Genomic DNA, 24,010 nt, shown 5'->3' with positions numbered 1-24,010 from the left:
CTACACAGAGCACGATCGCGCGATCCAAGAAGTTCCCGCCCCGCGGCTACTGACAGATCGGACATCGCCGGGTAGCGTCTCGTGCAGCCCACCCAGGTGGACTACACCACTTCTCCCTCTACTCGGATCGTCCGGCACGTTCCTGCCGGTGAAGGGACAGGTCTCCCATGGCCACTGTCACGTTCGACAAGGCGACCCGGATCTACCCGGGCTCCACCAAGCCCGCGGTCGACGGGCTCGAAATCGAGATCGAGGACGGCGAGTTCCTCGTCCTCGTCGGCCCCTCGGGCTGCGGAAAGTCCACCTCCCTGCGGATGCTCGCGGGCCTGGAGGACGTCAACGGCGGAGCGATCCGCATCGGTGACCGCGACGTCACCCACCTCCCGCCGAAGGACCGGGACATCGCCATGGTGTTCCAGAACTACGCGCTGTACCCGCACATGACCGTCGCCGACAACATGGGCTTCGCGCTCAAGATCGCCGGGGTCAACAAGGCGGAGATCCGCAAGAAGGTCGAGGAGGCGGCGAAGATCCTCGACCTCACCGAGTACCTGGACCGCAAGCCGAAGGCGCTCTCCGGCGGTCAGCGCCAGCGCGTCGCCATGGGCCGCGCGATCGTCCGCGAGCCGCAGGTCTTCCTCATGGACGAGCCGCTCTCCAACCTGGACGCCAAGCTCCGCGTCTCCACCCGTACGCAGATCGCCTCGCTCCAGCGCCGCCTCGGCATCACCACGGTGTACGTCACCCACGACCAGGTCGAGGCCATGACCATGGGCGACCGCGTGGCCGTGCTGAAGGACGGCCTCCTCCAGCAGGTCGACTCGCCCCGCAACATGTACGACCGCCCGGCCAACCTCTTCGTCGCGGGCTTCATCGGCTCCCCCGCCATGAACCTGGTCGAGGTCCCGATCACGGACGGCGGCGTGAAGTTCGGCAACAGCGTGGTGCCGGTCAGCCGCGAGGCGCTGTCCGCCGCGGCCGACAAGGGCGACACCACCGTCACGGTCGGCGTGCGCCCCGAGCACTTCGACATCGTCGAGCACGGCGGCGAGGCGGCCAAGTCGCTCACCAAGGACTCCGAAGCCCGGCCCGCGGGCCTCGCCGTCACCGTGAACGTGGTGGAGGAGCTCGGCGCCGACGGCTACGTCTACGGCACCGCCGAGGTCGGCGGCGAGCAGAAGGACCTCGTGGTCCGGGTGAACGGCCGCTCGGTCCCCGAGAAGGGCACCCAGCTCCACGTGGTTCCGCGCCCCGGTGAGACGCACGTCTTCTCGACGTCGACCGGTGAGCGCCTCAGCGACTGACGTACGGCGGCACGTCAGCCGGCCCCGCACCCGCCTACCTGGGTGCGGGGCTCTTCGCATTTCCGCGCAATTGGTCTGTCCTTGTGCACGAATACCCCGGCACATCGCCCATTTCGAGCCCCGTTCGTCAACACGGGATTCGAAACGACGGCTCGAACCATCCCCCGACCGGGTGACTAAATGTCGCCAAATCATTACCCCCCGCTACGCTCGCCTCCGTGACGCACACAGCCCGCCGCATCGGCCGCACCCTAGCTCTCGTCCTGCCCGTCGTCCTGGTCCTCTCCGGGACGCTGGCGGTCACCCGGGTCAACTGGGCCGGGACCAGCGACTCTCAGCTGCTGACCGCCTCCTCCCAGGACGTCTCCGTCCGCGCGAAGTCCCGCGCCCCGCAGGACGTCCTGCGCGACGCGCTGCTCGTCGAGCTCCAGGAGAAGGACCCCGGCACCGCCCTCACCCACCTCCAGCGCGAGGTGGAGCACCGCCCCTCGCTCGCCCAGCACTGCATGGCGATCGCGCGGGCGCTCGGCCGGGCCGCGGTGGAGCAGTACGGCCCCGTGAAGGCCCAGTCGTTCTCCCGGCCCGTCTGCGACACCTCGTTCGCCTCCGGCGTCGCCCAGGAGTCCTGAGAGCCCGCCCGCCGGGGCCGTCCCGCACACGGTCCACGGCGCACCGTCCACGGCACGGGGCCCACGGCATAGGGTTCACCGCATGACTGCGAGCACGACTGCCACCTTCCCGACGCAGGCCGTGGTCCTGGCGGGCGGCCAGGGCTCACGACTGCGCCCCTACACCGACGACCGCCCCAAGCCGATGGTCGAGATCCCCGGCACCGGGACCCCGATCATCGGCCACCAGCTCGCCTGGCTGGCCGCGGAGGGCGTCACCGACGCCGTGATCTCCTGCGGCCATCTCGCGGGTGTGCTGCAGGAGTGGCTGGACTCGGCGGACCTCCCGCTGCGCGTCACCACGGTCGTCGAGAGCGAGCCGCTCGGGCGGGGCGGCGGCCTCAAGTACGCCGCCGCGCACCTGCCCCACCCCGACCAGCCGTGGTACGCCACCAACGGCGACATCTGGACGCGCTTCTCCCTGCGCGAGATGGCGTCCTTCCACGGCGAGCGCGACGCGACGGCCACCCTGGCGCTGGCCCGCCCCCGGATCCCGTGGGGCGCGGTGGAGACGGACGCGTTCGGCCACATCACCGACTTCATCGAGTCGCCGCCGTCCCCGTACCTGATCAACGCGGGCGTGTACGTGTTCTCGTCGGCCTTCACCACGCTGCTGCCCGACCGGGGCGACCACGAGCGCACCACGTTCCCCCGCCTGGCACGCGAGCGCCGGCTGGCCGGCTATCCGCTGCCGCACGGGGCGTACTGGCGGGCGATCGACACGGCGAAGGACCTGACGGAAGCGGCCAAGGAACTCCAGAACCACCCCGCCTGACCGCCCCCGCCCACACCGGGTGACCTTGCCTGCGGGCCCGAACAGGGGCGCGGGGAACGGCGCGAGAAGCGACCACGATCCGCAGCCGAGAACCGGCCCCGAAAGGGGCGCGGGGAACTGCGCGACCAGCCCAGCACGGTCCGCGGACAAAAACAGGGGCGCGGGGAACCGCGCGAGCGAGCCCGCACGGCCCGCGGACGAACGAACCCCGCCCCTCCCCCGCCCCCGGAGGGTTTGGGGAAGGGGCGGGGTGGGGCCGACTCCCGTCAGCCCAGAAGCCCACCGATCGGATTCCGGTTGCCCGCCCCGCGCCCGGACCCGGCCCCCGACCCGGCCGGGGCCGACGACCCGCCCGAGGACGTCGGCCCGGAGCTGGTGGCCGGCGGCACGGCCGCCGGCGCCTGGCGCCGAGCCGCCCCGGACGGCTTGTGCCCCACGACCCCCTGGGACGTCTGGGACGGCACCCCCCCGACGACCCCGCCCGCGGGCACCCCCTTCTTCGCCCCCGCCTTCTTCGACGCCTTGGCGGACGGCTTGGCCGACCCGCTGACGGACGGCCTGGGCGCGGACGGCCGCCGCACCACGGGCGCGTGCGGCTCGGGCGCCAGCGGCGTACCGGGCAGGTAGTTGGTGGGGTCGGTGTTGGGCCCGGGCACGGTCACCATCTCGGTGGACCGGACGGCGCCGCCGAGCAGCGACCCGATCAGCAGGGTGAGCCCGACGACCACGGTCGCCATCACGGTCCCCCGCCGCAGCACCCGCCGCCGCAGCTCCCAGAGCGTGGAGCGCGGCCCGAGCCGCCGCCACGCCTCGCCGGAGAGCCGCGCGTCCAGCGAGTAGACGGGCGCGCCCGCGGTGATCAGCGGGGACCAGGCGGCGAGGTAGATGAAGTCCGGCGCGTCGTACGCCGGGACCGTCTGCCAGCTCACCGTGACCAGCAGCGCCGCCGACAGCAGCGCCCCGAACACCGCCGCGACCCGCTGCCACAGGCCGAGCATGGTCAGGACGCCGACCACGATCTGGATGAAGGCGACGGACAGCCCGGCCCCGACGGGGTGCTGGATCGCGAAGTCGCGCAGCGGCTCGGCGAGGGCCCAGGGGTGCAGCGAGTTGAGCCACTTCATCATCGAGCCGCGCTCGCCGCCGTCGAAGTAGACGGGGTCGCAGAGCTTGCCCATGCCCGCGTACACGGAGATGAAGCCGAGGAAGACGCGGAGCGGGAGCAGCACCACGCCGAGGTTCATCCGGCGGCCGGGGTAGTACGCGTGCCGCACCGCGTCCGACCCGTGCCGCTGGCCGCGCGCCTCCTCCGAGCCGGCCGCCTCGGTGAACTCGTCGAGCGCGTCCAACTCCCGGTCCGTGTAGGGCCCCTGGCCGTACGAGGAGGGGCCGGGGCGGACCGCCTGGAGGAGCGCGGTGGGCTCGCCGGAGTCGCCCAGCGGCGCGCGCGGGCCGACGACCACCGGAGTGGGCACGGTGTCGTCGATGCGCGGGATGACCTGGGTGGCGCCCGCGTCCAGCGACGCGCCGGCCGTGTCGAGGCCGCGCACCGCCTGGAGCAGCCCGGTCGCCCCGGGGGCCGCCTTGCCGCTCCACACCACGGGGGCGCGGCGGCGGGCCGCGCCGCCGGCGGCCGGCACCCGTGCCGGATCCGCCAGACTGCGCCTCGGCTGGGCCTTCGGGGCGAAATGCACCCGGAAACTGGCGTGGTTGACGATGACCTGCGCGGGGTCGGCGTCCACCTTGACCATACTCAGGGCAGGCTGATCGTCGAACCCGGGCCGGGGCGTTCTGGTGTCCACACTCATCTAACCGAGTGATGGACCTTTAGGACACTGCCTTGACGGGATGGGATCTGTCCGAGGCCCGTCAAGATCACCTACGCCGGACGGGCGCCGGACGAACGGTGGACGGGCCCCGGGTCACCCCGGGCGGGGTCAGCGGCGCCCGCGCCGGCGCGCCGCCTCGTACAGCACGATGCCCGCCGCGACACCGGCGTTCAGCGACTCGGCGCCGCCCGGCATCGAGATGCGCACCCGGTAGTCGCAGGTCTCGCCGACCAGCCGGCCCAGGCCCTTGCCCTCGCTGCCGATGACGATGACGACGGGGCCGCCGAGCGCCTCCAGCTCCTCGACCGTGTGCTCGCCGTCCGCCGCCAGGCCGACGACCGTGACACCGGCCTTCTTGTAGTCCTCCAGCGCCCGGGTCAGGTTGGTGACGCGGGAGACCGGCGTACGGGCCGCGGTGCCCGCCGAGGACTTCCAGGCACCGGCCGTCATCCCGGCCGCGCGGCGCTCGGGCACGACCACGCCGTGGCCGCCGAAGGCGGAGGTGGAGCGGACGATCGCGCCGAGGTTGCGCGGGTCGGTGACACCGTCGAGGGCCACGATCAGCGGCTGGTCGTGGTTGTCGTACGCGGCCTCCAGGAGGTCCTGCGGGTGCGCGTACTCGTACGGCGGGACCTGGAGGACCAGGCCCTGGTGGTTGAGCCCGTTGGTCATCCGGTCGAGCTCGGCGCGCGGGGCCTCCATCAGGTTGATGTTGCCGCGCTCGCCCGCGAGCTGGAGCGCGTCGCGCACCCGCTCGTCGTTCTCGATGTACTGCTGCACGTACAGCGTGGTCGCCGGGACGCCGTCGCGCAGGGCCTCGAAGACCGGGTTGCGGCCGACGACCATCTCCGACGTGCCCTTGGGGCCGCCGCGGCGCGGGGCGGGACGGCGGGTCGCGGCCTGCCTGGCCTTGGCCGTGGCGATGCGGTTCTTCTTGTGCTTCTTGCGGTCCTCGGCCTTGGGCGTGGGGCCCTTGCCCTCCAGACCCTTGCGCCGCTGGCCACCGCTGCCGACCGTCGCGCCCTTCTTGTTGGACGTGCGGCGGTTCCTGCGCTGGCTGTTCCCGGCCATGACCTACCTGTTTCCGTGGTTGAGCGACCTACGGGCCGTCGCTGCGTCCGTGGGTCCTGCGTACATACGTATATGAAGTGTGCCGCCCGGTCGCCCGGGCGGCACATCGCGCTGCCCCGTCAGCGGGGGCCGAGGGTCCAGCGAGGGCCGCTGGGGCTGTCCTCGATGACCAGGCCGGACTGGGTCAGCTGGTCGCGGATGGCGTCGGCGGTGGCCCAGTCCTTGCGGGCGCGGGCCGCCTCGCGCTGTTCGAGCACCAGGCGTACGAGCGTGTCGACGGCCCCGTGCAGGTCCTCGCCGCGGTCGGCCTCGCCCGCCCACTGGGGGTCCAGCGGGTCGAGCCCGAGGACCCCGAGCATCGCCCGGACCTCGGCAAGGCGGGCGACCGCCGCCTCCTTGTCGTCGGCGGCCAGCGCGCTGTTGCCCTGGCGGACCGTGGTGTGGACGATGGCGAGCGCCTGCGGGACGCCCAGGTCGTCGTCCATCGCCTCGGCGAACGCGGGCGGGACCTCGGCGGCGGGCTCGACCGGACCGGCCTTCTCCACCACGCGCTGGCAGAAGCCCTCGATGCGGGCGAAGGCGGACTCGGCCTCGCGCAGCGCCTCTTCGCTGTACTCGATCATCGAGCGGTAGTGCGGGGTGCCGAGGTAGTAGCGCAGCACGATCGGCCGCCAGCGCTTGACCATCTCGCCGACCAGCACCGAGTTACCGAGCGACTTGGACATCTTCTCGCCGGACAGGGTCACCCAGGCGTTGTGCATCCAGTACGAGGCGAAGGCGTCGCCGAACGCCTTCGCCTGGGCGATCTCGTTCTCGTGGTGCGGGAAGATCAGGTCGAGCCCGCCGCCGTGGATGTCGAACGCCTCGCCCAGGTACTTGTGCGCCATGGCCGAGCACTCCAGGTGCCAGCCCGGACGGCCGCGGCCCCAGGGCGTCTCCCAGTCGGGCTCGCCGGGCTTGGTGGCCTTCCACATGGCGAAGTCGCGGGGGTCGCGCTTGCCGGTGATGCCTTCCTCGGCGGGCTGCTGGAGGTTGTCGAGCTCCTGGTTGGAGAGCGACAGGTACTCCGGGAAGGAGCGGACGTCGAAGTAGACGCTGCCGTCGGCCTCGTAGGCGTGGCCGCGCTCGATCAGACCGCGCATCATCTCGATCATCTCGGTGACGTGCCCGGTGGCGCGCGGCTCGTAGGTGGGCGGCAGGCAACCCAGCGCGTCGTAGCCGTCGTTGAAGGCGCGCTCGTTCTCGTACCCGATGGACCACCACGGGCGGCCCTGGTCGGCCGACTTGCGGATGATCTTGTCGTCGATGTCCGTCACGTTCCGCACGAACGTCACGTCGTAGCCGCGGTGGGTGAACCAGCGGCGCAGCATGTCGAAGTTGAGGTAGGAGCGGACGTGCCCGATGTGCGGCGGCGCCTGGACGGTCGCACCACAGAGGTAGATCGAGACACAGCCCGGCACGAGCGGGGTGAAGTCGCGGATCTGCCGGGCGCTGGTGTCGTACAGGCGAATAGTCACCACACCAGGGTAGTGGGCCCGTAGCAGTGCCCCGCGACCCTTGGACCACGGGGCACCGAAGTGTGACAGAAGCTTTTCCGGGGGCCCGCGGCGGGCGCGTTCCGGCGGCCGTCCGGGACGGCCGCCGGAACGACTTCATCCGGTCCGGTACACCAGCGCGGTCGCGATCGCCGCGAGGCCGTCGCCGCGGCCGGGGAAGCCCAGGCCGTCGGTGGTGGCGCCGGAGACCGAGACGGGGGCGCCCACCGCGTCCGAGAGCACCTTCTGCGCTTCTTCGCGCCGCTTGCCGATCTTCGGGCGGGGGCCGACGACCTGGACGGCCACATTGCCGATCCCGAAGCCCCCGGCCCGCACGATCCGGGCCGCCTCGGTCAGCAGCGTGACGCCGGAGGCGCCGGACCACTCGGGGCGGCCGGTGCCGAAGTGGGCGCCGAGGTCGCCGAGGCCCGCCGCCGAGAACAGCGCGTTGCAGGCGGCGTGCGCGACGACGTCCGCGTCGGAGTGGCCCGCGAGGCCGGGGCCCTCGCCCTCCCAGAGCAGCCCCGCGCACCACAGCTCGCGGCCCTCCTCGAAGGCGTGGATGTCGGTGCCGATGCCGACCTGCGGAATGACCGGACCGGCCGGGGCCGGAGTCTGCTCAGAAGCCATCGTTGGCCCTCCGGCGGGCGAGCACGGCCTCGGCCAGGACGAGGTCGAGCGGGCGGGTCACCTTGAACGCCTCCTCGTGGCCGGGCACGACCACGACCGGCAGCCCGAGCCGCTCGACCATCGAGGCGTCGTCCGTGACGTCGCCGGTGACGCTCTCGTGGGCCCGTACGAGGGTGGCGTGGTCGAAGCCCTGCGGGGTCTGCACCGCGCGCAGCCGGGACCGGTCGGGCGTGGCGAGGACCGGCTCGGGGGCGGCCGGTCCTGCGGTGTGCGGCTCGACCTCCTTGACGGTGTCGGCCAGCGGCAGCGCCGGGACCACGGCCGGGGCCCCGTCCCGTACGGCCTCGATGACCGCGTCGACCGTGTCGACCGGCACCAGCGGGCGGGCCGCGTCGTGGACCAGCACCACGTCGATGCCGGGCGGCAGCGCGTCCAGGCCGAGCCGCACGGACTCCTGGCGGCTCTCGCCGCCGGGCACCACCAGGAAGTCGGTCCGCTCGGGCAGGGCGTGCTCGGCGAGCAGGTTCTTCACCTCGGTGGCGCCGTCCGGCGGGGCCACGACGACGACGAGCGAGACCGCGCGGGAGGCGGCCATGGCCCGGACGGCGTGGATGAGCATGGGCGTGCCGTTCAGCGCCCGGAGCGCCTTGGGGGCGCCCGGGCCGAGCCGCACGCCGCGGCCGGCGGCGGGAATCACCGCCGCGGTGCGGAATGCGCGCGTTTCCTCAGACAAGGTTTGTGTCCTCCGGCGACATGGGTATGGCCTGGGGGGTGCCTCCGGCTCGGCGAGCCGGGGATGCCGGGCGCTCCGCCCTGACCGGCCCCTTCCGTGACGAGCCGGTCCGGGGCCGGACCCGTGCCCGGCGCACCGCTTCAGGGGCGGCACGGACGGCTCGCGGGCAGGGATGTCCGCTCGCGTCCGAGCGCCGAGTCCGAACATGCCGCAGCGCCCGGCGACACAGCAGTATGGTCACTGCTGGTCAGCGGGCACCGCGGCAAAAAGCCGGTTCTCCGAGGGGCTGCGCCCCCGGACTCCCAGGCGTCAGGACGCGAGGACCTCGTCGAGGAGGGCCTCGGCCTTGTCTTCGTTGGTGTTCTCAGCGAGGGCCAGCTCGCTCACCAGGATCTGGCGAGCCTTGGCGAGCATGCGCTTCTCACCTGCGGAGAGTCCGCGCTCGCGCTCACGGCGCCACAGGTCGCGCACCACTTCGGCGACCTTGATGACATCGCCGGAAGCGAGCTTCTCCAGATTTGCCTTGTAGCGACGGGACCAGTTGGTGGGCTCCTCCGCGTACGGTGCGCGCAGCACCTCGAAGACCCGGTCCAGCCCGTCCTGACCGACCACATCGCGCACGCCTACGAACTCCGCATTGTCCGCGGGTACGCGCACCGTCAAGTCGCCCTGGGCGACCTTGAGCACCAAGTAGGTCTTGTCCACGCCTTTGATCTGGCGAGTTTCGATGGCCTCGATCAGCGCGGCCCCGTGATGGGGATAGACCACGGTGTCGCCAACCTTGAACGTCATGTGACAGGTACCCCTTCCGTGGCTATCCAGGGTAACACGAGAACAGCCTGTTCTGAATGGCGTTTTCGCAGGTCAGGGCATATCTCGGGGCTTGACAACAGCAACAGGAACGTGCTGCGGAGGGCTCACGGGAGGGGGTATTCGCAGGTCGGAGCGGCTGTTCGGGGGCAGGGAAACATGCCCGCCACACACTTCGCAACCCCCTTCTGCGGCTCCGAACGTCCCGTTTTGTCTGGTTCCAGGCGCCGAACTTCCACTGCTCCGTTCGGTGATCGGTCACTCGTTCGGGGGGACCGTGATTTTTTCGCGAAATTGATCACCCGGATCGGGGCGGGAGGTACTCACGGGGTTTTCGGTAAGGAATACGTGGCGGTCCGGAGAATTGATCACCCGGGATATGTGAACGCGACACGAAACGGCGAGATCAGGATGGGTGCGGGGAGCATCCGGGGGCTCCCGGAGCACCCCCGCGGCGGTCCGGCGGACGCCCCCGCGCGATTCCCTCCGTACGCTCCGGGAGCCGCGCCGCCGCTTCCGCGGGCCCCCTCAGGCGCCCGCTTCCGGGCCCGGTCGCGGCACGGCCTCCGCCAGGGGGCGGGTCGGGTGCGGGTCCCGGGGGGCGGCTCGGTAACCTAAGCCAGCTGACACAGACTTAGCTGTCCTTTAGATGTCCTTACGTCCAAGGAGTTGCCGCCGCCGTGAGCCGCAGCCTTCGACGCGGCGCCCTCGCCGCCTCTGCCATCGCGTTCTCGCTCGCCTCCCTCGCCGCCTGCTCGGCCGGCAACGACGCGCAGACGCTCGAAGTGAAGCCGGACAACGCCGCCGTCAAGGTCGGCGACATCAAGATCCAGAACGCCACCGTGCTGACGCAGCCCAAGGCCGACGCGCCCGGGCCCGCCGTGATCACCGGCACGATCTTCAACAACGGCGACAAGGCGCAGACCCTCGACGCGATCAAGCTGGCCTCGGGCGCCGTGGTGAAGCTGACGCCGGGCAAGGGCCAGGGCGGCCTCACCGTGCCCGCGCACGGCTCGCTGCTGCTCGGCGGCAAGGACAACGCCTCCGCCGTGATCGAGAACGGCAAGGAGGCCGCCAAGAACGGCGACGCCCAGCCGGTCACCTTCCAGCTGAGCAAGGCGGGCGACGTGACCCTGCGCGCCTTCGTGGTCCCGGCCACCAGCTTCTTCGAGGGCTACGGCCCGAGCGAGCTCCCCAAGCCCCCGGCGGCCACGCCGGGCGCCCCGGGCGCCACCTCCACGACGGCGCCGGGCACCCCCGACGCCGGCAAGACGTCCGGCGGCAAGCCCGCGGGCAAGCCGGGCACCCCGTCGAACAACCCGAGCAAGGGCGCCAAGCCCTCGGGCACCACGAGCCCGGGCACGGGCCACTGACGCCCGGCGCGTGACCGCGCACACGAGGAGGGGCCCCGGACAACACGTCCGGGGCCCCTCCTCGTATGTCCGCCCACGGGGGCGGAGCCGGTGGCCTACGGCCTACGGCTCGAACTTGTAGCCCAGGCCGCGGACCGTCACCAGGTACCTCGGCGCGCCCGGGTCCGGCTCGATCTTGGCCCGGAGGCGCTTGACGTGGACGTCGAGGGTCTTGGTGTCGCCGACGTAGTCCGCGCCCCAGACTCTGTCGATCAGCTGCATGCGGGTCAGGACGCGGCCCGCGTTGCGCAGCAGCATCTCCAGGAGGTCGAACTCCTTCAGCGGCAGGTCGACCTTGCCGCCGGAGACGGTGACCACGTGGCGGTCCACGTCCATGCGGACCGGGCCGGCCTCCAGGGCCGCCGGGGTGACCTCCTCCGGCTCGCCGCGGCGGCGCAGCACCGCGCGGATGCGGGCGACGAGCTCACGGGAGGAGAAGGGCTTGGTGACGTAGTCGTCGGCTCCTATTTCGAGGCCCACGACCTTGTCGATCTCGCTGTCCTTGGCGGTGACCATGATCACCGGGACGTTGGAGCGACCGCGCAGCTGGCGGCAGACCTCCGTGCCGGGCAGCCCCGGCAGCATCAGGTCGAGCAGGACGAGGTCGGCGCCGTTGCGCTCGAACTCGTCCAGCCCGTCGGGCCCGGTGGCCGCGACGGCGACCTCGAAGCCCTCTTTGCGGAGCATGTAGGACAGGGCGTCGCTGAACGATTCCTCGTCCTCGACGACGAGCACTCGGGTCACGGAAGGACCTCCGGGGCAGGGAGCACAGTGTGTGGGTCGTGCGCGGCAGGGGGGAAGGTGTCGTACGGCTCGTCGACGGCGTCGTCGTCCGGGCCTGCGGTGTCGTGGGAGGAGGAGGCGCGGTCCCGGACCGCGCCGGCCTCCGGCAGCCGTAGGGTGAAGGTGGAGCCCTGTCCCTCGGAGCTCCACACCGTGACCTCCCCGCCGTGCGAGGCGGCCACGTGTTTGACGATGGCCAGGCCCAGACCCGTACCACCGGTGGCGCGGGAGCGGGCCGGGTCGACGCGGTAGAAGCGCTCGAAGACGCGCTCCCGGTCCTTCTCCGAGATGCCGATGCCCTGGTCGGTCACGGCTATCTCGATCAGGTCCCCGCCGGGCGCGGCGACGCGGCGGCCCGCGATGCCGACCCTGGTCCTGGCCGGGGAGTAGTTGACGGCGTTCTCCACGAGGTTGCCCAGGGCGGCGGCGAGCTGGCCGCGGTTGCCCCAGACGTACAGATCGGCCGTGCCGCCGGCGGCCATGGTGATCTGCTTGGTGGACGCGGGGTGGCGGGAGCGGTCGATGGCCTCGGCGACCAGCTCGTCGACGCGGACCGGCTCGGAGTCCTCCAGCGGGTCGTCGTTCTGCACCCGGGAGAGGTCGATGAGCTCCTGGACCAGGTTGGTCAGCCGGTTGGCCTCGATCTGCATCCGGCCCGCGAAGCGCGTGATGGCCTCGGGGTCGTCCGAGGCGTCCATGACGGCCTCGGAGAGCAGGGAGAGCGCGCCGACCGGGGTCTTGAGCTCATGGCTGACGTTGGCGACGAAGTCGCGCCGGACCGCCTCGATGCGCCGGGCCTCGGTGAGGTCCTCGACCAGGAGCAGCACCAGCCGGGAGCCCAGCGGCGCCACCCGCGCGGAGACCGCGAGGGCCTCGCCGCGGCCGGTGCCACGGCGCGGAAGGTCCAGTTCCACCTGGCGTATCTCGCCGTCGCGGCGGGTGTCGCGGGCCATGTGGAGCATCGGCTCCACCGCCAGCTTCCCGCCCCTGACCAGCCCCAGTGCGTACGCCGCGGAGCTGGCCTTGACCACCGAGTCGCTCTCGTCGAGCACCACCGCCGAGGAGCGGAGCACCGAGAGAACGGTGTCCACGCCGGGCGGCAGCACCGCGTCCGTGTGCAGGGAGGTCCGGGTGGGCCGCGCCTGGTCGCGCTCGCTCCAGCGGAACGCCAGCATGGCGATGACACCGGTGCACAACCCGGCGATCGCTGCCGCTGCGGCGACCGCCGCGTTCACGTCCATGCATCCAGGTTATGCGGGGCCGCCGACACTCTCCCAGCCATCCGGGTGTCTGCTCGAACGTTCGTCGCCCAGAGTTCACCATGGTGATAGTGCTGGTTCACTTGGTGTGGCCGAATCGGACGCGTTACCGCCGGACCGTGGGACCGTGGGGGTCGGAGATCCCCTGGCCCCCGTCGCAAGCCGGAGTTATCGAAAGAGGGACATTCATGCGGGACGCGTACCACGAGGAACTGGACTCGATCGGCGAGGGCCTGGTCGAGATGGCCCGTCTCGTCGGGTCCGCGATCGGGCGCGCCACCACGGCCATGCTCGACGCCGACCTGAAACTCGCCGAGAGCGTGATCGCCGCCGACCAGAAGGTCGACGACCTCCAGCACGACCTGGAGGCGCGGGCGATAGCCCTGCTGGCCCGCCAGCAGCCGGTCGCCACCGACCTGCGCATCGTCGTGACGTCGCTGCGGATGAGCGCCGACCTGGAGCGCTCGGGCGACCTGGCCCAGCACGTGGCCAAGCTCACCCGGCTGCGCTACCCGGAGCGGGCGGTCCCGCGCGACCTGCACGCCACCATCCTGGAGATGGGGCAGCTGGCCCAGCGCCTGATGGCGAAGGCCGCCGAGGTGATCATCACCAAGGACGTCGACCTGGCGCTCCAGCTGGAGCAGGACGACGACGAGATGGACCTCCTGCACCGCACGCTCTTCCAGCACCTGATGGACGACCGCTGGAAGCACGGCATCGAGACGGCCGTGGACGTGACGCTGCTCGGCCGCTACTACGAGCGCTTCGCCGACCACGCGGTCTCGGTCGCCAAGCGCGTCGTCTACCTGGTGACGGGCGAGCACGCGGACGAGCTCCAGCAGTCGACGCCCGCGCCGGTGGAAGGGGCGTAGCGGCGGCCCGGGAGGCGGTCGGGGGCACACACCGGCGCGCGAGCTCATGGTGCGCGCGCCGTTGATGCGCCTGCCCCGGTGGGCATCCAATGGGGTGAGGTGCGCGTACCCCCAACCCTCGGAGGGACCATGACCGAGACCCCGACCCCTGCCCCCGAAGCCTCCGGCTGCTCGTGCGGCCCGGGCTGCCAGTGCGGCTGCCAGTCCGGCGGCCCGTGCCAGTGCGGCGGCGGCTGCTGAGCGAGCGGTACGAGAAGGGCCCCGTCCGCTTCGGACGGGGCCCTTCGTGCGCGCGGCGCCGGATGCGGACGCGGGTCCCGGCCGGACGCGCCGGTCGCGGACCCGTCAGTCAGTTCTGGTCGGACGCGTCGCCGTAGACGTTGCCGGGGCTGATCACCTGAGTGATGGCCCGGCCCAGCAGGGTGCTCGGGTTCTCGCCGTGCGCGGCGATGTCGGTGTTGAGCAGGATCACCATGGTCGCCTTCTGCGCGGGCAGGTACACCGTCAGGCTCTGGTAGCCGGGCAGCGAGCCCGCGTGGCCGATCCACCCGTGGTTGATGTCGATGCCCAGCCCGTAGGAGTCGCCCGGCGCGCCCGTGGGGTGCGCGGCCAGGCGCTGTGCCTGGGTGCGCGGGCTCAGGAGGCGGCCGGTCGCGACGTTCACCGCCCAGGAGCGCAGGTCGGCGAGGTCCGAGATCATCGCGCCGGCCGCCCAGCCCCAGCTCGGGTTGAAGTCGGTCGCGTCGGCCACCGAGCCGTCCGGCGTGAAGTCGGTGTAGCCGTGGGCGTGCGGCCTCGGGAACTCGGCCGCCTTCGGCAGGAAGGTGCGGTCCAGGTGGCCCGGCCGGGTGATCATCCGCTGGATCGCCTCCCGCAGGGTGCAGTGGGTGACCTTCTCGACGACCAGGCCGAGCAGCACGGTGTTGGTGTTGGAGTAGTCGAACTTCGTGCCGGGCGGGAACTGGTTGGCGTGCCGGAACGCGATCCGCAGCAGCTCCGCCGGGGTCCACTGGCGGTGCGGCCTGGTCGCCAGCAGGTGCTGGAAGCCCGCGTCCTTGCTGTACGGGAAGAGGCCGCTGCGCATCTGCGCGAGCTGGCGCAGGGTGATGTGCCGCCCGTCGGGCACGCCGGGGACGTACCGGGAGACGGGGTCGTCCAGGCCGACCTCGCCGCGGTCGGCGAGCTGGAGCAGCGCGGTGACGGTGAAGGTCTTGGTCTCGCTGCCGATGCGCATGTTCAGGCCGGGCCGCATCGGGGTGCGGTGCTTCTTGTCGGCGACGCCGAAGGCCCGCACATAGCCCGGCCGTCCGGGCTGCCAGACGCCCACGATCACGCCCGGGACCCCGGCGTCGGCGGCGGCCCGCCGGATCACCCGGTCGAGCTGGGCCGCGGTCCAGGACGGCGGCGCTGCGGCGGGGGCCGGTGCGGCGGCGGGCGCGCCGGGGGCCGCTGCCGCCGCCGGACCGGCGATCACGGACAGGAGGACCGCCACACAGGCGGAAACGGCCGTCGCGAGGCGCATCAGGGCGTTTCTGCCCGTTCGGATATACATACGTCCTGAATAGCCCCGTACGCTCCGCCGCCCGCAGCGCAACACCCGCCCCGGGGCGCACGTTCATCCGAACGCCTCGAACGCCCGGGGTATGGGGACACGCGGGCCCCGGGACACGAGAACGCCTCCCGGCCGCGCCCTTCGCGCGGCCGGGAGGCGTGATCGTGCTGCTCGCGGTGCCTACTTCTTCTTGCCCTGGTTCTTGACCGCCTCGATGGCCGCCGCGGCGGCGTCCGGGTCGAGGTAGGTGCCACCGGGCTTGACCGGCTTGAAGTCGGCGTCGAGCTCGTAGACGAGCGGGATGCCGGTCGGGATGTTCAGGCTCGCGATGTCGGCGTCGGAGACGCCGTCCAGGTGCTTGACCAGGGCGCGCAGCGAGTTGCCGTGGGCCGCGACCAGGACGGTCCTGCCGTCGAGCAGGTCCGGGACGATGCCGTCGTACCAGTACGGCAGCATGCGCGCGACGACGTCCTTGAGGCACTCGGTCCGCGGGCGCAGCTCCGGCGGGATCGTCGCGTAACGGGCGTCGTCGCTCTGCGAGAACTCCGTGCCGTCCTCCAGGGCCGGCGGCGGGGTGTCGTACGAGCGGCGCCACAGCATGAACTGCTCCTCGCCGAACTCGGCGAGCGTCTGCGCCTTGTCCTTGCCCTGGAGCGCGCCGTAGTGGCGCTCGTTCAGCCGCCAGCTGCGGTGGACCGGGATCCAGTGGCGGTCCGCGGACTCCAGCGCGAGCTGGGCGGTGCGGATGGCGCGCTTCTGGAGGGAGGTGTGCAGCACGTCGGGGAGCAGGCCGGCGTCCTTCAGCAGCTCACCGCCGCGCGCCGCCTCCTTCTCGCCCTTCGCGGTCAGGTTGACGTCCACCCAGCCGGTGAACAGGTTCTTCTCGTTCCATTCGCTCTCGCCGTGGCGGAGGAGGATCAGCTTGTACGGTGCGTCGGCCATGCGTCCGAGCGTAATCGACGCGGGCGCGCCCCCGCGCGCGCGGGCGACCAGGTCCCCGCACCGTCTCGCACCGTGGACGGCGGCGCCGACGATTGACGGGAAGCGTCAATTCAGTGGCGGGGCCCGGCCCCCACGTCGTAATTTGCGTTCATCGCTTGCGCCACTTACATCACTCGGGGGAAAACGATGTCCGTCGCCAGTCTCAGACGCGCCGCACGAGAGAGCGTCTCGGGTCTGCCCCGGGAGTTCTGGTGGCTGTGGACCAGCACCCTGGTCAACCGGCTCGGCGCGTTCGTCGCCACCTTCATGGCGCTCTATCTCACCCTCGACCGGGGCTACTCCGCCTCGTACGCGGGTCTGGTCGCCTCGCTCCACGGGCTCGGCGGGGTCGTCTCCTCCATCGGCGCGGGCGTGCTCACCGACCGGCTCGGGCGGCGGCCCACCATGATGATCGCCCAGACGGCGACCGCGCTGTCGGTCGCGCTGCTCGGGTTCATGACGGACCCGGTCTCGATCGCCGGGGTGGCCTTCCTCGTCGGCATGGCCTCCAACGCCTCGCGCCCGGCGGTGCAGGCGATGATGGCGGACATCGTGAAGCCGGAGGACCGGCTGCGGGCGTTCTCCCTCAACTACTGGGCGATCAACCTCGGGTTCGCGATCTCCTCGGCCGGGGCCGGGCTCGTCGCCGAGTACAGCTATCTCGCCGGGTTCCTCGGCGAGGCCGCCCTCACCCTGGTCTGCGCGGTGCTGGTCTTCCTGCGGCTGCCCGAGTCGCGCCCGGAGCGCACCGAGAAGGAGAAGGCGGCCGAGCCCGAGGTCAGCCTGGGCACGGTCTTCCGCGACGGGCGCTACATGAGCGTGGTCGGGCTCTCCTTCCTCATCTCCCTGATCTTCCAGCAGGGTTACGTGGGCCTGCCGGTCGCCATGGGCACCGACGGCTTCTCCAGCTCCGACTTCGGCATGGCGATCGCGGTCAACGGCGTGCTGATCGTCGCCCTCCAGATCCCGGTCACGCGCTACATCGAGCACCGCGACCCGCGCAGCCTGCTGATCGTCTCGGCGCTGCTCGCGGGGTACGGCTTCGGGCTGACCGCGTTCGCCGGTTCGGTGGTGGTGTACGCGCTGACGATCTGCGTCTGGACCCTGGCCGAGATCGTCAACTCGCCCACCCAGACCGGCCTGGTGGTCCGCCTCTCCCCCGTCCACGGCCGGGGCCGCTACCAGGGCGTCTACACGATGTCGTGGTCGGTGGCGGCCCTGGTCGCCCCCCTGCTCTCCGGCTTCGTGATCGACCACTTCGGGGCCGGCTGGCTCTGGGCCACCTGCGCGGTGCTGGGCACGGTGGCGGCGTTCGGCTACTGGGCGCTGATGCGGGGCCTGGCGACGGACGACGCGCCGCTCCCCGCCAAGACCGCCGCCGAGCCCGGGGCCGAGGCCGAGCGGCCCGCGCCGGTCACCGTGCCCGCGCCCGTCACGGCCGGGGCCGCGGCACCCGGGCCCGCTGCCCCGCGTACAGATTCCGCGGTCTGACCGACTCCGGCGCCCCGTACGCCTCCAGACGGGCGTGCAGGGGGCCGGCGAAGTCCGGCACGTCCACCTGGTCGAACTCGTGGACCTCGCTGATGCCGACCGTCGCGCTGTACGGCGCGAGGCCGTCGAGCCTCACCAGGCCCGCGCGGTGGTTGGTGACCGTGATGTTCCAGTGGGTGAAGCGGGCCCCGAACAGGGGGCCCGCCGAGGCGTCGCCGCCGTGGCGGCCGTCGTTCTCGACGACGATCTCGGTGCGCACGTTGGCGAACGGCAGCCCCCGGTGCGAGTCGAACGTGCCCGTCTCCATGTGCCCGCGCGACCAGACGTTGTGGCTGGACAGGCCCTCCACGTTGATGCCGTGCACCTGGGTGTCGGGGCGCGCCGGGACCGTGCGCCGCGCGATCGTGAAGTCCTCGACCAGGTTGTCGTGGGAGCCCTCGCGGCAGAAGTACGGGTGGTGCGAGCCGCGCCCCTCGACCCGGGTGCGCCGCAGGGTGCAGGCGGAGGCGGCGACCAGGCCGAAGCCGTTGTCGACGTGGCGCACGACCACGTCGTCGGCCCAGCAGTCGTAGGCGCACTGGAAGGTGACGCCGTTGTACCCCTTGTCCAGCAGGTGCGGCGCCTGCGGTGTCTCGACCGCCTCCAGGGTCAGTCCCGCCACCCCGGAGTCGGTCAGCGCGGGGACGTGCGTGGTGATCCGGGGGTCCCACTCGGGCCGCACGTCCAGCGGCAGGGGCCGCTCGAAGGTGACCCGGTGGCCGCCCGCGCGAGCCTCGACGCGCGCGATGCGTACGGGCCATTCGTAGGGGACGTACGAGGTGAGCTTGGTCTTGTCGGCCCAGGAGTAGGCGGCCGGGCCGGGGCCGTCGCCCGCCATGTGCTGGAGCAGGGTGTGCCGGTCGTCGTCGGCCAGCCGCAGCAGCACCAGGTCGCCGGGGCGCAGCCGGGAGGCGTCGGCGACCCGCACCGACCACGAGCCGCGCCGGGCGGGCGCGGCGACGGCGGCGAGGGTCTCCCACTCGTCCCGCCGGTTGCCGGTCCAGCCCTCGAAAGGCCACGTCCGGGCGCGGATGGCGGCGGTCAGCGCGTCCCAACGGGCCTGCGGGGCCAGCCAGATGAGGCCGCCCGCCCAGGACCAGGACGACTTGTCGCCGCCGTACCGGGAGCCGTACGGGCCGATCAGCTCGGTGAGGTTCCGGGTGGCGTACAGCGTGGTGCGGCCACTGCCCGCGCCGCGCAGGGTGACGCCGCTGTGGGCGATGCGGACGAGGCCGTCGATGCGGAAGGTGCCCGGCGGCAGGACCACTTCGCCGCCGCCCGCCCGGCCCGCCGCCGCCAGGGCGCGGTTGATGGCGGGGGCCGCGTCGGCGGCGGGGTCCGGGGCGAGGCGGACGACCCCGCGGGGCCGCGCCGGGCGGTGGTCGCCGCCGTGGCGGCCCGCGCGGGCGACGTAGGGGATCTGCGGGTGGGTGAAGGGGTCGCGCGTGAACTCCCGCCACAGAGAAGGCGGGTCGGGCTCGGCCGCCCGTGCGGGGGCCGGGCCCAGGGCCGTGGCCGCGGTGGCGGCGAGGGCGCCGCCGAGTAGTGCGCGTCTGCCGATGTCCGGTACGCCGGTGCTCATGAGCTCGCCTCCGTCAGCCACATACATGGACAGAGTTCAGGTGTGCGTGCACGCTGGAGGTGAGCATGGCATGCCGGAGGGAGCCCGGGAAGGGGCGGTGGAAGAAGTCGTGCCGGGCGAATCCTGAGCCGGGTTCGGCCCAGGGGGGAACCGGGGCCGACGCGGGGGTGCGCCCGGCCCGGCCCCTCAGCTCGTCGGACGCTGGATCAGATTCGTGAACGCGTCCAGGTTCCGGGTCGACTCGCCCCGGGACACCCGCCACTCGTACTCGCGCCGGATCGCGGTCGCGAAGCCCAGCTCCAGCAGGGTGTTGAAGGAGCCGTCCGCCTCCTCCAGCACCGTCCCGAGCAGCCGGTCGAGCTCGTCCGGGGAGACCGAGGCCAACGGCAGCTTGCCCGCGAGGTAGACGTCGCCGAGGCCGTCGATCGCGTAACCCACCCCGTACAGCCGCAGGTTGCGCTCCAGAAGCCAGCGGTGCACGCCCGCCGCGTTCTCGTCGGGGTGGCGGACCACGAACGCGTTCACCGACAGCGAGTGCCGGCCGAGCCGCAGCGAGCAGGTGGTGGAGAGCTTGCGCGTGCCGGGGAGCTTCACCACGTACGAGCCCGGTTCGGGGGACTCCCACTCCAGCTCGGAGTCCTTGAGGTACGCCTCGATCACAGCCCGTGCGTCAGCCATGGTGCGAGCGTACGCGACGGCGGTGTTCGTGCATCGCGGCGGTGTAGACGTCGGCCGTGGCCGAGGCCGCCGTGTCCCAGCCGAAGGACTGGGCGTGCCGGGCCGCCGCCGCGCCCATCCGGTCCACCAGCGCCGGGTCGTCCGCGAAGCGGCGCAGGGCGCGCGCGTAGTCGATCGGGTCGTGGCCGCTCACCAGGAAGCCCGTACCGCCGTCCCGCACCGCCACCGGCAGCCCGCCGACCGCCGCCGCCACCACGGGCGTGCCCGCCGCCTGCGCCTCGATCGCCACCAGCCCGAAGGACTCGCTGTACGAGGGCATGACCAGCACGGACGCCGCCCGGAACCAGTCCGCGAGCCGGTCCTGGCCCACCGGCGGGTGGAACCGCACCACGTCCGAGATGCCGAGCCGGGCCGCCAGCTTGTGCAGCCCCTCCGGCTTGGCGAGCCCGCTGCCCGACGGCCCGCCTATCACCGGCACCACCAGGCGCGAGCGCAGCGACGGGTTCTCGGTGAGCAGCACCGCCACCGCCCGCAGCAGGACGTCCGGGGCCTTCAGCGGCTGGATGCGGCCCGCGAAGAGCGGGACGAGGGCGTCCTGCGGCAGACCGAGCCGGGCCCGCGCCGCCGCCCGGCCGTCGCCGGGGCGGAACCGCTCCAGGTTCACCCCGGGGTGGACGACCGCCACCTTGCCGGGGTCGGCCGCGTAGAAGCGGACGAGCTCGTCGGCCTCCTCGGCGGTGTTGGCGATCAGCCGGTCCGCCGCGTCCACGATCTGCGTCTCGCCGATCACGCGCGCGGCGGGCTCGGGCGTGTCGCCGTCGGCGAGCGCCGCGTTCTTGACCTTGGCCATGGTGTGCATGGCGTGCACCAGCGGTACGCCCCAGCGCTGGGCGGCCAGCCAGCCGACGTGGCCGGAGAGCCAGTAGTGCGAGTGGACCAGGTCGTAGTGGCCGGGCCGGTGACCGGCCCACGCCTGCATCACGCCGTGGGTGAAGGCACAGAGCTGGGCCGGCAGCTCCTCCTTGGCCAGGCCCTCGTACGGGCCCGCGTCCACGTGCCGGACGAGCACGCCGGGCGCCATCTCGACGGTGGGCGCCAGGCCCCCGGTGGTGGCCCGGGTGAAGATCTCGACCTCGATGTTGATCGCGGCCAGCCGCTTGGCCAGCTCCACGATGTAGACGTTCATGCCGCCCGCGTCGCCGGTGCCCGGCTGGTGCAGCGGGGAGGTGTGGACGCTGAGCATCGCGATCCGGCGCGGCCTGCGGTGGCCGCCGGGCAGCCGGAGCCGGGGCGGCCCCGCCAGGGTGCCGGTGAACCGGGACACGTACTGGCTCACGTCGACGTCCTCTCGACCGGGGGCAAGGCGGGTGGCGCTGTGGGGCGGGGCATGCGGGCGGAGGGCACGTACGCGCCCTCAATGACCGGTAACCACCGGAACCCTTCCTTTCATTTCCGCTTCCCGGCACTTTTGCCGAAACTTGTCCGTCCGGCGCGGACCGACCCCTCTCACCTGCGACGTCTACCCTCGATGCATGGCTCCACCCAAGCGACCCGTCGGCACCGTCACGCGCGGCACCACCAACCCGAACCGGCTGCGCCGCATGGACCGCTGGATCGCCGACGCGCACGGGCCCGCGCTGCGCCGCGCCGAGGCGCCGGTCGCGGTGGACCTGGGGTACGGGGCTGCGCCCTGGACCGCCGTCGAGCTGCTCACCCGGCTGCGCACCGCCGCGCCCGCCGTCTCCGTGGTGGGGATCGAGATCGAGCCGGCCCGGGTGGCGGCGGCGAAGCCGTACGAGCGGGAGGGCCTCGCGTTCGTGCACGGCGGCTTCGAGGTGCCGCTGCCCCGGCCGCCGCTGCTGATCCGGGCGGCGAACGTGCTGCGCCAGTACGACGAGGGCGAGGTCGCGGCGGTCTGGGAGCGGCTGTGCGCCCGCCTCGCGGAGGGCGGACTGCTGGTCGAGGGGACGTGCGACGAGATCGGGCGGCGGCACGTCTGGGTCGCGCTGGACCGCTCGGGGCCGCGCACGGTGACCTTCGCGACCCGCCTCGGCTCCCTGGACCGCCCCTCCGACCTGGCCGAACGGCTGCCGAAGGCGCTGATCCACCGCAATGTGCCGGGCGAGCCCGTGCACGCCTTCCTGCGCGACTTCGACCGGGCGTGGGCCGCGGCGGCGCCGTACGCCTCGCTCGGCGCGCGGCAGCGCTGGATGCGGGCGGTGCGGGACCTGGCGCCGGACTGGCCCCTGACGGACGGCCCGCGCCGCTGGCGCCAGGGCGAGGTCACGGTGGAGTGGGGGGCGCTGGCGCCCCGGGGGTGAGGGGCCGGTGGCGTACGGGCCGGGGCGGGGAGCCGGCTGCGGGCCGGTGCCGGGACCGGTGACCGGGGCGTACGGGCCGGGGGCCGGGGCGGGGCGGGGCGGTCACGTACGGGTGAATACCGGGAACGGGCCGGGCCGAGGGGAACGCGACGCCTTCCCTGTTCGTCCCACACGCGGGGGGTGACCTGTGAGGTGCCCGTCCGCCTCTGTCGTTTTGGGGGGCGGCATGGCACCATCACGACGTTGCCACAATGTTACTGACGGTAAATCACCTACCGTATTGCCTGGTGTTGTCCGGTTGTCCGGAGGGGGAGACTTAGTGCAGCCGCGCCGCTTGGCCACCGCGATCACCGTGGTGTGCGCCCTGACCGTGCTCGCGATGCCGGCCACGGCGTTCGCCGCGCCGAATCCGAAGCCGGACCCGACCACGTCGACCGCGCCCCCGGCGCCTCCCGTCACGTCCAAGGGCCTTGAGGACGTGCGCAAGGAGATAGACGAGCTCTACCGGCAGGCGGCCATAGCGACCGAGGCGTACAACCAGGCCCAGGAGCAGACCAAGCTCCAGTCCGCCGAGATCGTGAAGATCGCCCAGGCCATCGTCAAGGGCGAGGAGCGCATCAAGCAGCTCAAGGACCAGGCGGGCGCCGCCGCCCGGCTCCAGTACCGCACGGGCGGGCTCCCCCTCGGCGCCCAGCTGATGCTCAGCGGCAACCCGGACGACTTCCTGGACGGCGCCGACCGGCTGCGCCAGGGCCAGCAGGCCACCGAGGGCCTGCTGGCCGAACTGAACCGCACGCAGCAGGACTTGGCGCAGTACTCGAAGGACGCCTCCGCCCAGTGGCAGAAACTGGAGGCGAACCGGGTCAAGAAGGAGACGGCCAAGAAGGAGATCACCGGCAAGATCGCCGCCGCCGAGAAGATCGAGTCCCAGCTGGAGGCCAAGGAGCGCGAGCGGCTGACCGAGCTGGAGCGCCAGGCGCAGTACAAGTCGCAGGCGGACTGGCTCAGTTCGGGGATACTGAAGGAGATCAACGGCAAGGCGAGCGAGCAGGGCCGCAAGGCGGTCAAGTTCGCCACCGACCAGATCGGCAAGCCGTACGAGTGGGGTGCGGAGGGGCCGGGCACCTTCGACTGCTCGGGCCTGACCTCGCAGGCGTGGCTGGCGGCCGGCCACGGCATCCCGCGCACCTCGCAGGAGCAGTGGGCCCAACTGCCGCACATCGCCGTCAAGGACATGCGGCCGGGCGACCTCATCATCTACTTCGCGGACGCCACGCACGTCGGGATGTACATCGGCGACGGCGCGATCGTGCACGCCCCCCGGCCGGGCCGCAACGTGACGATCACGGGCGCGGGAACCATGCCGATCCTGGGCGTCGTCCGGCCGGACAAGTAAGGGGTGAGGGGTACGGCCGGGGCCCGCGGGCCGGGCGGGTGAGGGGCTGCCCGGCGGACGGGCCGCCGGGCCGGGCCGCGTGACACATCCCACTCGCCCCCGCCCGGACAAGTGCGGCATGTGGCATATGCCATGAGCCATTTGCCGAACAGTCACCGATCGCCATTCCGCTCCCCCGCCCACTGACGCTAGGGTCCCGGACTGGCGGCACGCAGTTCAGCGTTCCGCGGCGCCCTCGGGGGGAGGGAAGGACCGGAACGATGCCCGCACCGCACAGGTGGTCACCGGC

21 protein-coding genes are annotated in these 24,010 nt (G+C 72.4%); 8 read left to right on the top strand and 13 right to left on the bottom strand.

From position 1 onward, the window contains the following. The first annotated feature begins 167 nt into the window (after nucleotides 1–167). The 3 genes from AB5J87_RS19505 to AB5J87_RS19495 all read left to right on the top strand — a co-directional run bounded on the left by AB5J87_RS19505 (nucleotide 168) and on the right by AB5J87_RS19495 (nucleotide 2,747). Nucleotides 168–1,304, top strand: coding sequence for an ABC transporter ATP-binding protein (locus AB5J87_RS19505; protein ID WP_369378107.1), 1,137 nt, complete (start codon nucleotides 168–170; stop codon nucleotides 1,302–1,304). Between the two features lie 218 nt (nucleotides 1,305–1,522). After that, nucleotides 1,523–1,933, top strand: coding sequence for a hypothetical protein (locus tag AB5J87_RS19500; RefSeq protein ID WP_369378106.1), 411 nt, complete (start codon nucleotides 1,523–1,525; stop codon nucleotides 1,931–1,933). A gap of 82 nt (nucleotides 1,934–2,015) precedes the next feature. After that, nucleotides 2,016–2,747 (top strand): NDP-sugar synthase, encoded by a 732-nt coding sequence (locus AB5J87_RS19495; RefSeq protein ID WP_369378105.1) that lies wholly within the window; start codon nucleotides 2,016–2,018, stop codon nucleotides 2,745–2,747. Between the two features lie 266 nt (nucleotides 2,748–3,013). Here the strand turns inward: AB5J87_RS19495 and AB5J87_RS19490 are convergent, their stop codons facing one another. The 6 genes from AB5J87_RS19490 to AB5J87_RS19465 all read right to left on the bottom strand — a co-directional run bounded on the left by AB5J87_RS19490 (nucleotide 3,014) and on the right by AB5J87_RS19465 (nucleotide 9,337). Next, complete coding sequence (locus AB5J87_RS19490) at nucleotides 3,014–4,555, bottom strand: DoxX family protein (protein ID WP_369378104.1); 1,542 nt, start codon at nucleotides 4,553–4,555, stop codon at nucleotides 3,014–3,016. Nucleotides 4,556–4,684: 129 nt separating this feature from the next. Continuing rightward, nucleotides 4,685–5,647 carry a 23S rRNA (guanosine(2251)-2'-O)-methyltransferase RlmB gene (gene rlmB / locus AB5J87_RS19485; RefSeq protein WP_369378103.1) on the bottom strand — a complete coding sequence of 321 codons (963 nt, stop codon included), beginning with the start codon at nucleotides 5,645–5,647 and terminating at the stop codon, nucleotides 4,685–4,687. A gap of 119 nt (nucleotides 5,648–5,766) precedes the next feature. Next, nucleotides 5,767–7,164 carry a cysteine--tRNA ligase gene (gene cysS / locus AB5J87_RS19480; protein ID WP_369378102.1) on the bottom strand — a complete coding sequence of 466 codons (1,398 nt, stop codon included), beginning with the start codon at nucleotides 7,162–7,164 and terminating at the stop codon, nucleotides 5,767–5,769. 135 nt (nucleotides 7,165–7,299) lie between these two features. Then, nucleotides 7,300–7,812, bottom strand: a complete 513-nt coding sequence (ispF, locus tag AB5J87_RS19475; RefSeq protein ID WP_369378101.1) for a 2-C-methyl-D-erythritol 2,4-cyclodiphosphate synthase — start codon at nucleotides 7,810–7,812, stop codon at nucleotides 7,300–7,302. Beyond that, complete coding sequence (gene ispD / locus AB5J87_RS19470; protein WP_369378099.1) at nucleotides 7,802–8,545, bottom strand: 2-C-methyl-D-erythritol 4-phosphate cytidylyltransferase; 744 nt, start codon at nucleotides 8,543–8,545, stop codon at nucleotides 7,802–7,804. The genes ispF and ispD overlap by 11 nt, the downstream gene beginning before the upstream one ends. 309 nt (nucleotides 8,546–8,854) lie before the next feature. Further along, entirely contained in the window at nucleotides 8,855–9,337 is a 483-nt protein-coding gene (locus AB5J87_RS19465; RefSeq protein ID WP_003953493.1) for a CarD family transcriptional regulator, read from the bottom strand. A 698-nt stretch (nucleotides 9,338–10,035) separates the two neighbouring features. Here AB5J87_RS19465 and AB5J87_RS19460 point away from each other — a divergent pair. Next, nucleotides 10,036–10,728, top strand: coding sequence for a DUF461 domain-containing protein (locus AB5J87_RS19460; protein ID WP_369378098.1), 693 nt, complete (start codon nucleotides 10,036–10,038; stop codon nucleotides 10,726–10,728). A gap of 102 nt (nucleotides 10,729–10,830) precedes the next feature. Here AB5J87_RS19460 and AB5J87_RS19455 read toward each other — a convergent pair whose 3' ends face one another. Together AB5J87_RS19455 and AB5J87_RS19450 are read right to left on the bottom strand one after the other, a co-directional pair. Further along, the gene (locus tag AB5J87_RS19455; protein WP_017242433.1) at nucleotides 10,831–11,511 is read right to left on the bottom strand and encodes a response regulator transcription factor; all 681 of its coding nucleotides are present in this window, start codon (nucleotides 11,509–11,511) and stop codon (nucleotides 10,831–10,833) included. Beyond that, nucleotides 11,508–12,791 carry a sensor histidine kinase gene (locus AB5J87_RS19450; protein ID WP_369378097.1) on the bottom strand — a complete coding sequence of 428 codons (1,284 nt, stop codon included), beginning with the start codon at nucleotides 12,789–12,791 and terminating at the stop codon, nucleotides 11,508–11,510. Before AB5J87_RS19450 ends, AB5J87_RS19455 begins: the two co-directional genes overlap by 4 nt. A 206-nt stretch (nucleotides 12,792–12,997) precedes the next feature. On the opposite strand from AB5J87_RS19450, the gene phoU reads away from it, so the two are divergent. After that, a complete protein-coding gene (gene phoU, locus AB5J87_RS19445) occupies nucleotides 12,998–13,681 on the top strand; it encodes a phosphate signaling complex protein PhoU (protein WP_369378096.1) in 684 nt (227 codons plus the stop codon). 349 nt (nucleotides 13,682–14,030) lie between these two features. On the opposite strand, the gene AB5J87_RS19440 is transcribed toward phoU, so the two are convergent. Beyond that, a complete protein-coding gene (locus AB5J87_RS19440) occupies nucleotides 14,031–15,203 on the bottom strand; it encodes a serine hydrolase domain-containing protein (protein WP_369378095.1) in 1,173 nt (390 codons plus the stop codon). 210 nt (nucleotides 15,204–15,413) lie between these two features. Continuing rightward, nucleotides 15,414–16,175 carry a phosphoglyceromutase gene (locus tag AB5J87_RS19435; protein ID WP_369378094.1) on the bottom strand — a complete coding sequence of 254 codons (762 nt, stop codon included), beginning with the start codon at nucleotides 16,173–16,175 and terminating at the stop codon, nucleotides 15,414–15,416. A 186-nt stretch (nucleotides 16,176–16,361) separates the two neighbouring features. Here AB5J87_RS19435 and AB5J87_RS19430 point away from each other — a divergent pair, with 186 nt between their 5' ends. Then, nucleotides 16,362–17,705 carry an MDR family MFS transporter gene (locus AB5J87_RS19430; protein WP_369378093.1) on the top strand — a complete coding sequence of 448 codons (1,344 nt, stop codon included), beginning with the start codon at nucleotides 16,362–16,364 and terminating at the stop codon, nucleotides 17,703–17,705. Here the strand turns inward: AB5J87_RS19430 and AB5J87_RS19425 are convergent. From AB5J87_RS19425 to mshA, 3 genes are all read right to left on the bottom strand, one after another. After that, on the bottom strand, nucleotides 17,647–19,326 hold the full coding sequence (locus AB5J87_RS19425; protein WP_369378092.1) for a glycosyl hydrolase family 28-related protein: 1,680 nt from the start codon (nucleotides 19,324–19,326) through the stop codon (nucleotides 17,647–17,649). The genes AB5J87_RS19430 and AB5J87_RS19425 overlap by 59 nt on opposite strands. Before the next feature lie 186 nt (nucleotides 19,327–19,512). Beyond that, complete coding sequence (locus AB5J87_RS19420) at nucleotides 19,513–20,004, bottom strand: YbjN domain-containing protein (protein ID WP_369378091.1); 492 nt, start codon at nucleotides 20,002–20,004, stop codon at nucleotides 19,513–19,515. Beyond that, entirely contained in the window at nucleotides 19,997–21,340 is a 1,344-nt protein-coding gene (mshA, locus tag AB5J87_RS19415) for a D-inositol-3-phosphate glycosyltransferase (protein ID WP_369378090.1), read from the bottom strand. Before mshA ends, AB5J87_RS19420 begins: the two co-directional genes overlap by 8 nt. A gap of 196 nt (nucleotides 21,341–21,536) precedes the next feature. Between mshA and AB5J87_RS19410 the strand changes: the two genes are divergently transcribed. Beyond that, on the top strand, nucleotides 21,537–22,325 hold the full coding sequence (locus AB5J87_RS19410; protein ID WP_369378089.1) for a class I SAM-dependent methyltransferase: 789 nt from the start codon (nucleotides 21,537–21,539) through the stop codon (nucleotides 22,323–22,325). A gap of 379 nt (nucleotides 22,326–22,704) precedes the next feature. Next, a complete protein-coding gene (locus AB5J87_RS19405; RefSeq protein WP_369383586.1) occupies nucleotides 22,705–23,721 on the top strand; it encodes an NlpC/P60 family protein in 1,017 nt (338 codons plus the stop codon). Nucleotides 23,722–24,010: the final 289 nt, after the last annotated feature.

This window comes from Streptomyces sp. cg36 (assembly GCF_041080675.1).
Classification (GTDB): Bacteria; Actinomycetota; Actinomycetes; order Streptomycetales; family Streptomycetaceae; genus Streptomyces.
Note: the sequence above shows the minus strand (reverse complement) of the source record. Positions and strands in the feature narration are given on the sequence as shown.

Excerpts from the sequence above, each read along its gene's own strand:
- AB5J87_RS19505 (WP_369378107.1), top strand. The coding sequence starts at position 168 with ATGGCCACTGTCACGTTCGACAAGGCGACCCGGATCTACCCGGGCTCC.
- AB5J87_RS19495 (WP_369378105.1), top strand. The coding sequence starts at position 2,016 with ATGACTGCGAGCACGACTGCCACCTTCCCGACGCAGGCCGTGGTCCTG.
- AB5J87_RS19490 (WP_369378104.1), bottom strand. The coding sequence starts at position 4,555 with ATGAGTGTGGACACCAGAACGCCCCGGCCCGGGTTCGACGATCAGCCT.
- rlmB (WP_369378103.1), bottom strand. The coding sequence starts at position 5,647 with ATGGCCGGGAACAGCCAGCGCAGGAACCGCCGCACGTCCAACAAGAAG.
- ispF (WP_369378101.1), bottom strand. The coding sequence starts at position 7,812 with ATGGCTTCTGAGCAGACTCCGGCCCCGGCCGGTCCGGTCATTCCGCAG.
- AB5J87_RS19465 (WP_003953493.1), bottom strand. The coding sequence starts at position 9,337 with ATGACGTTCAAGGTTGGCGACACCGTGGTCTATCCCCATCACGGGGCC.
- AB5J87_RS19450 (WP_369378097.1), bottom strand. The coding sequence starts at position 12,791 with ATGGACGTGAACGCGGCGGTCGCCGCAGCGGCAGCGATCGCCGGGTTG.
- phoU (WP_369378096.1), top strand. The coding sequence starts at position 12,998 with ATGCGGGACGCGTACCACGAGGAACTGGACTCGATCGGCGAGGGCCTG.
- AB5J87_RS19440 (WP_369378095.1), bottom strand. The coding sequence starts at position 15,203 with ATGCGCCTCGCGACGGCCGTTTCCGCCTGTGTGGCGGTCCTCCTGTCC.
- AB5J87_RS19435 (WP_369378094.1), bottom strand. The coding sequence starts at position 16,175 with ATGGCCGACGCACCGTACAAGCTGATCCTCCTCCGCCACGGCGAGAGC.
- AB5J87_RS19430 (WP_369378093.1), top strand. The coding sequence starts at position 16,362 with ATGTCCGTCGCCAGTCTCAGACGCGCCGCACGAGAGAGCGTCTCGGGT.
- AB5J87_RS19425 (WP_369378092.1), bottom strand. The coding sequence starts at position 19,326 with ATGAGCACCGGCGTACCGGACATCGGCAGACGCGCACTACTCGGCGGC.
- AB5J87_RS19420 (WP_369378091.1), bottom strand. The coding sequence starts at position 20,004 with ATGGCTGACGCACGGGCTGTGATCGAGGCGTACCTCAAGGACTCCGAG.
- AB5J87_RS19410 (WP_369378089.1), top strand. The coding sequence starts at position 21,537 with ATGGCTCCACCCAAGCGACCCGTCGGCACCGTCACGCGCGGCACCACC.
- AB5J87_RS19405 (WP_369383586.1), top strand. The coding sequence starts at position 22,705 with ATGCCGGCCACGGCGTTCGCCGCGCCGAATCCGAAGCCGGACCCGACC.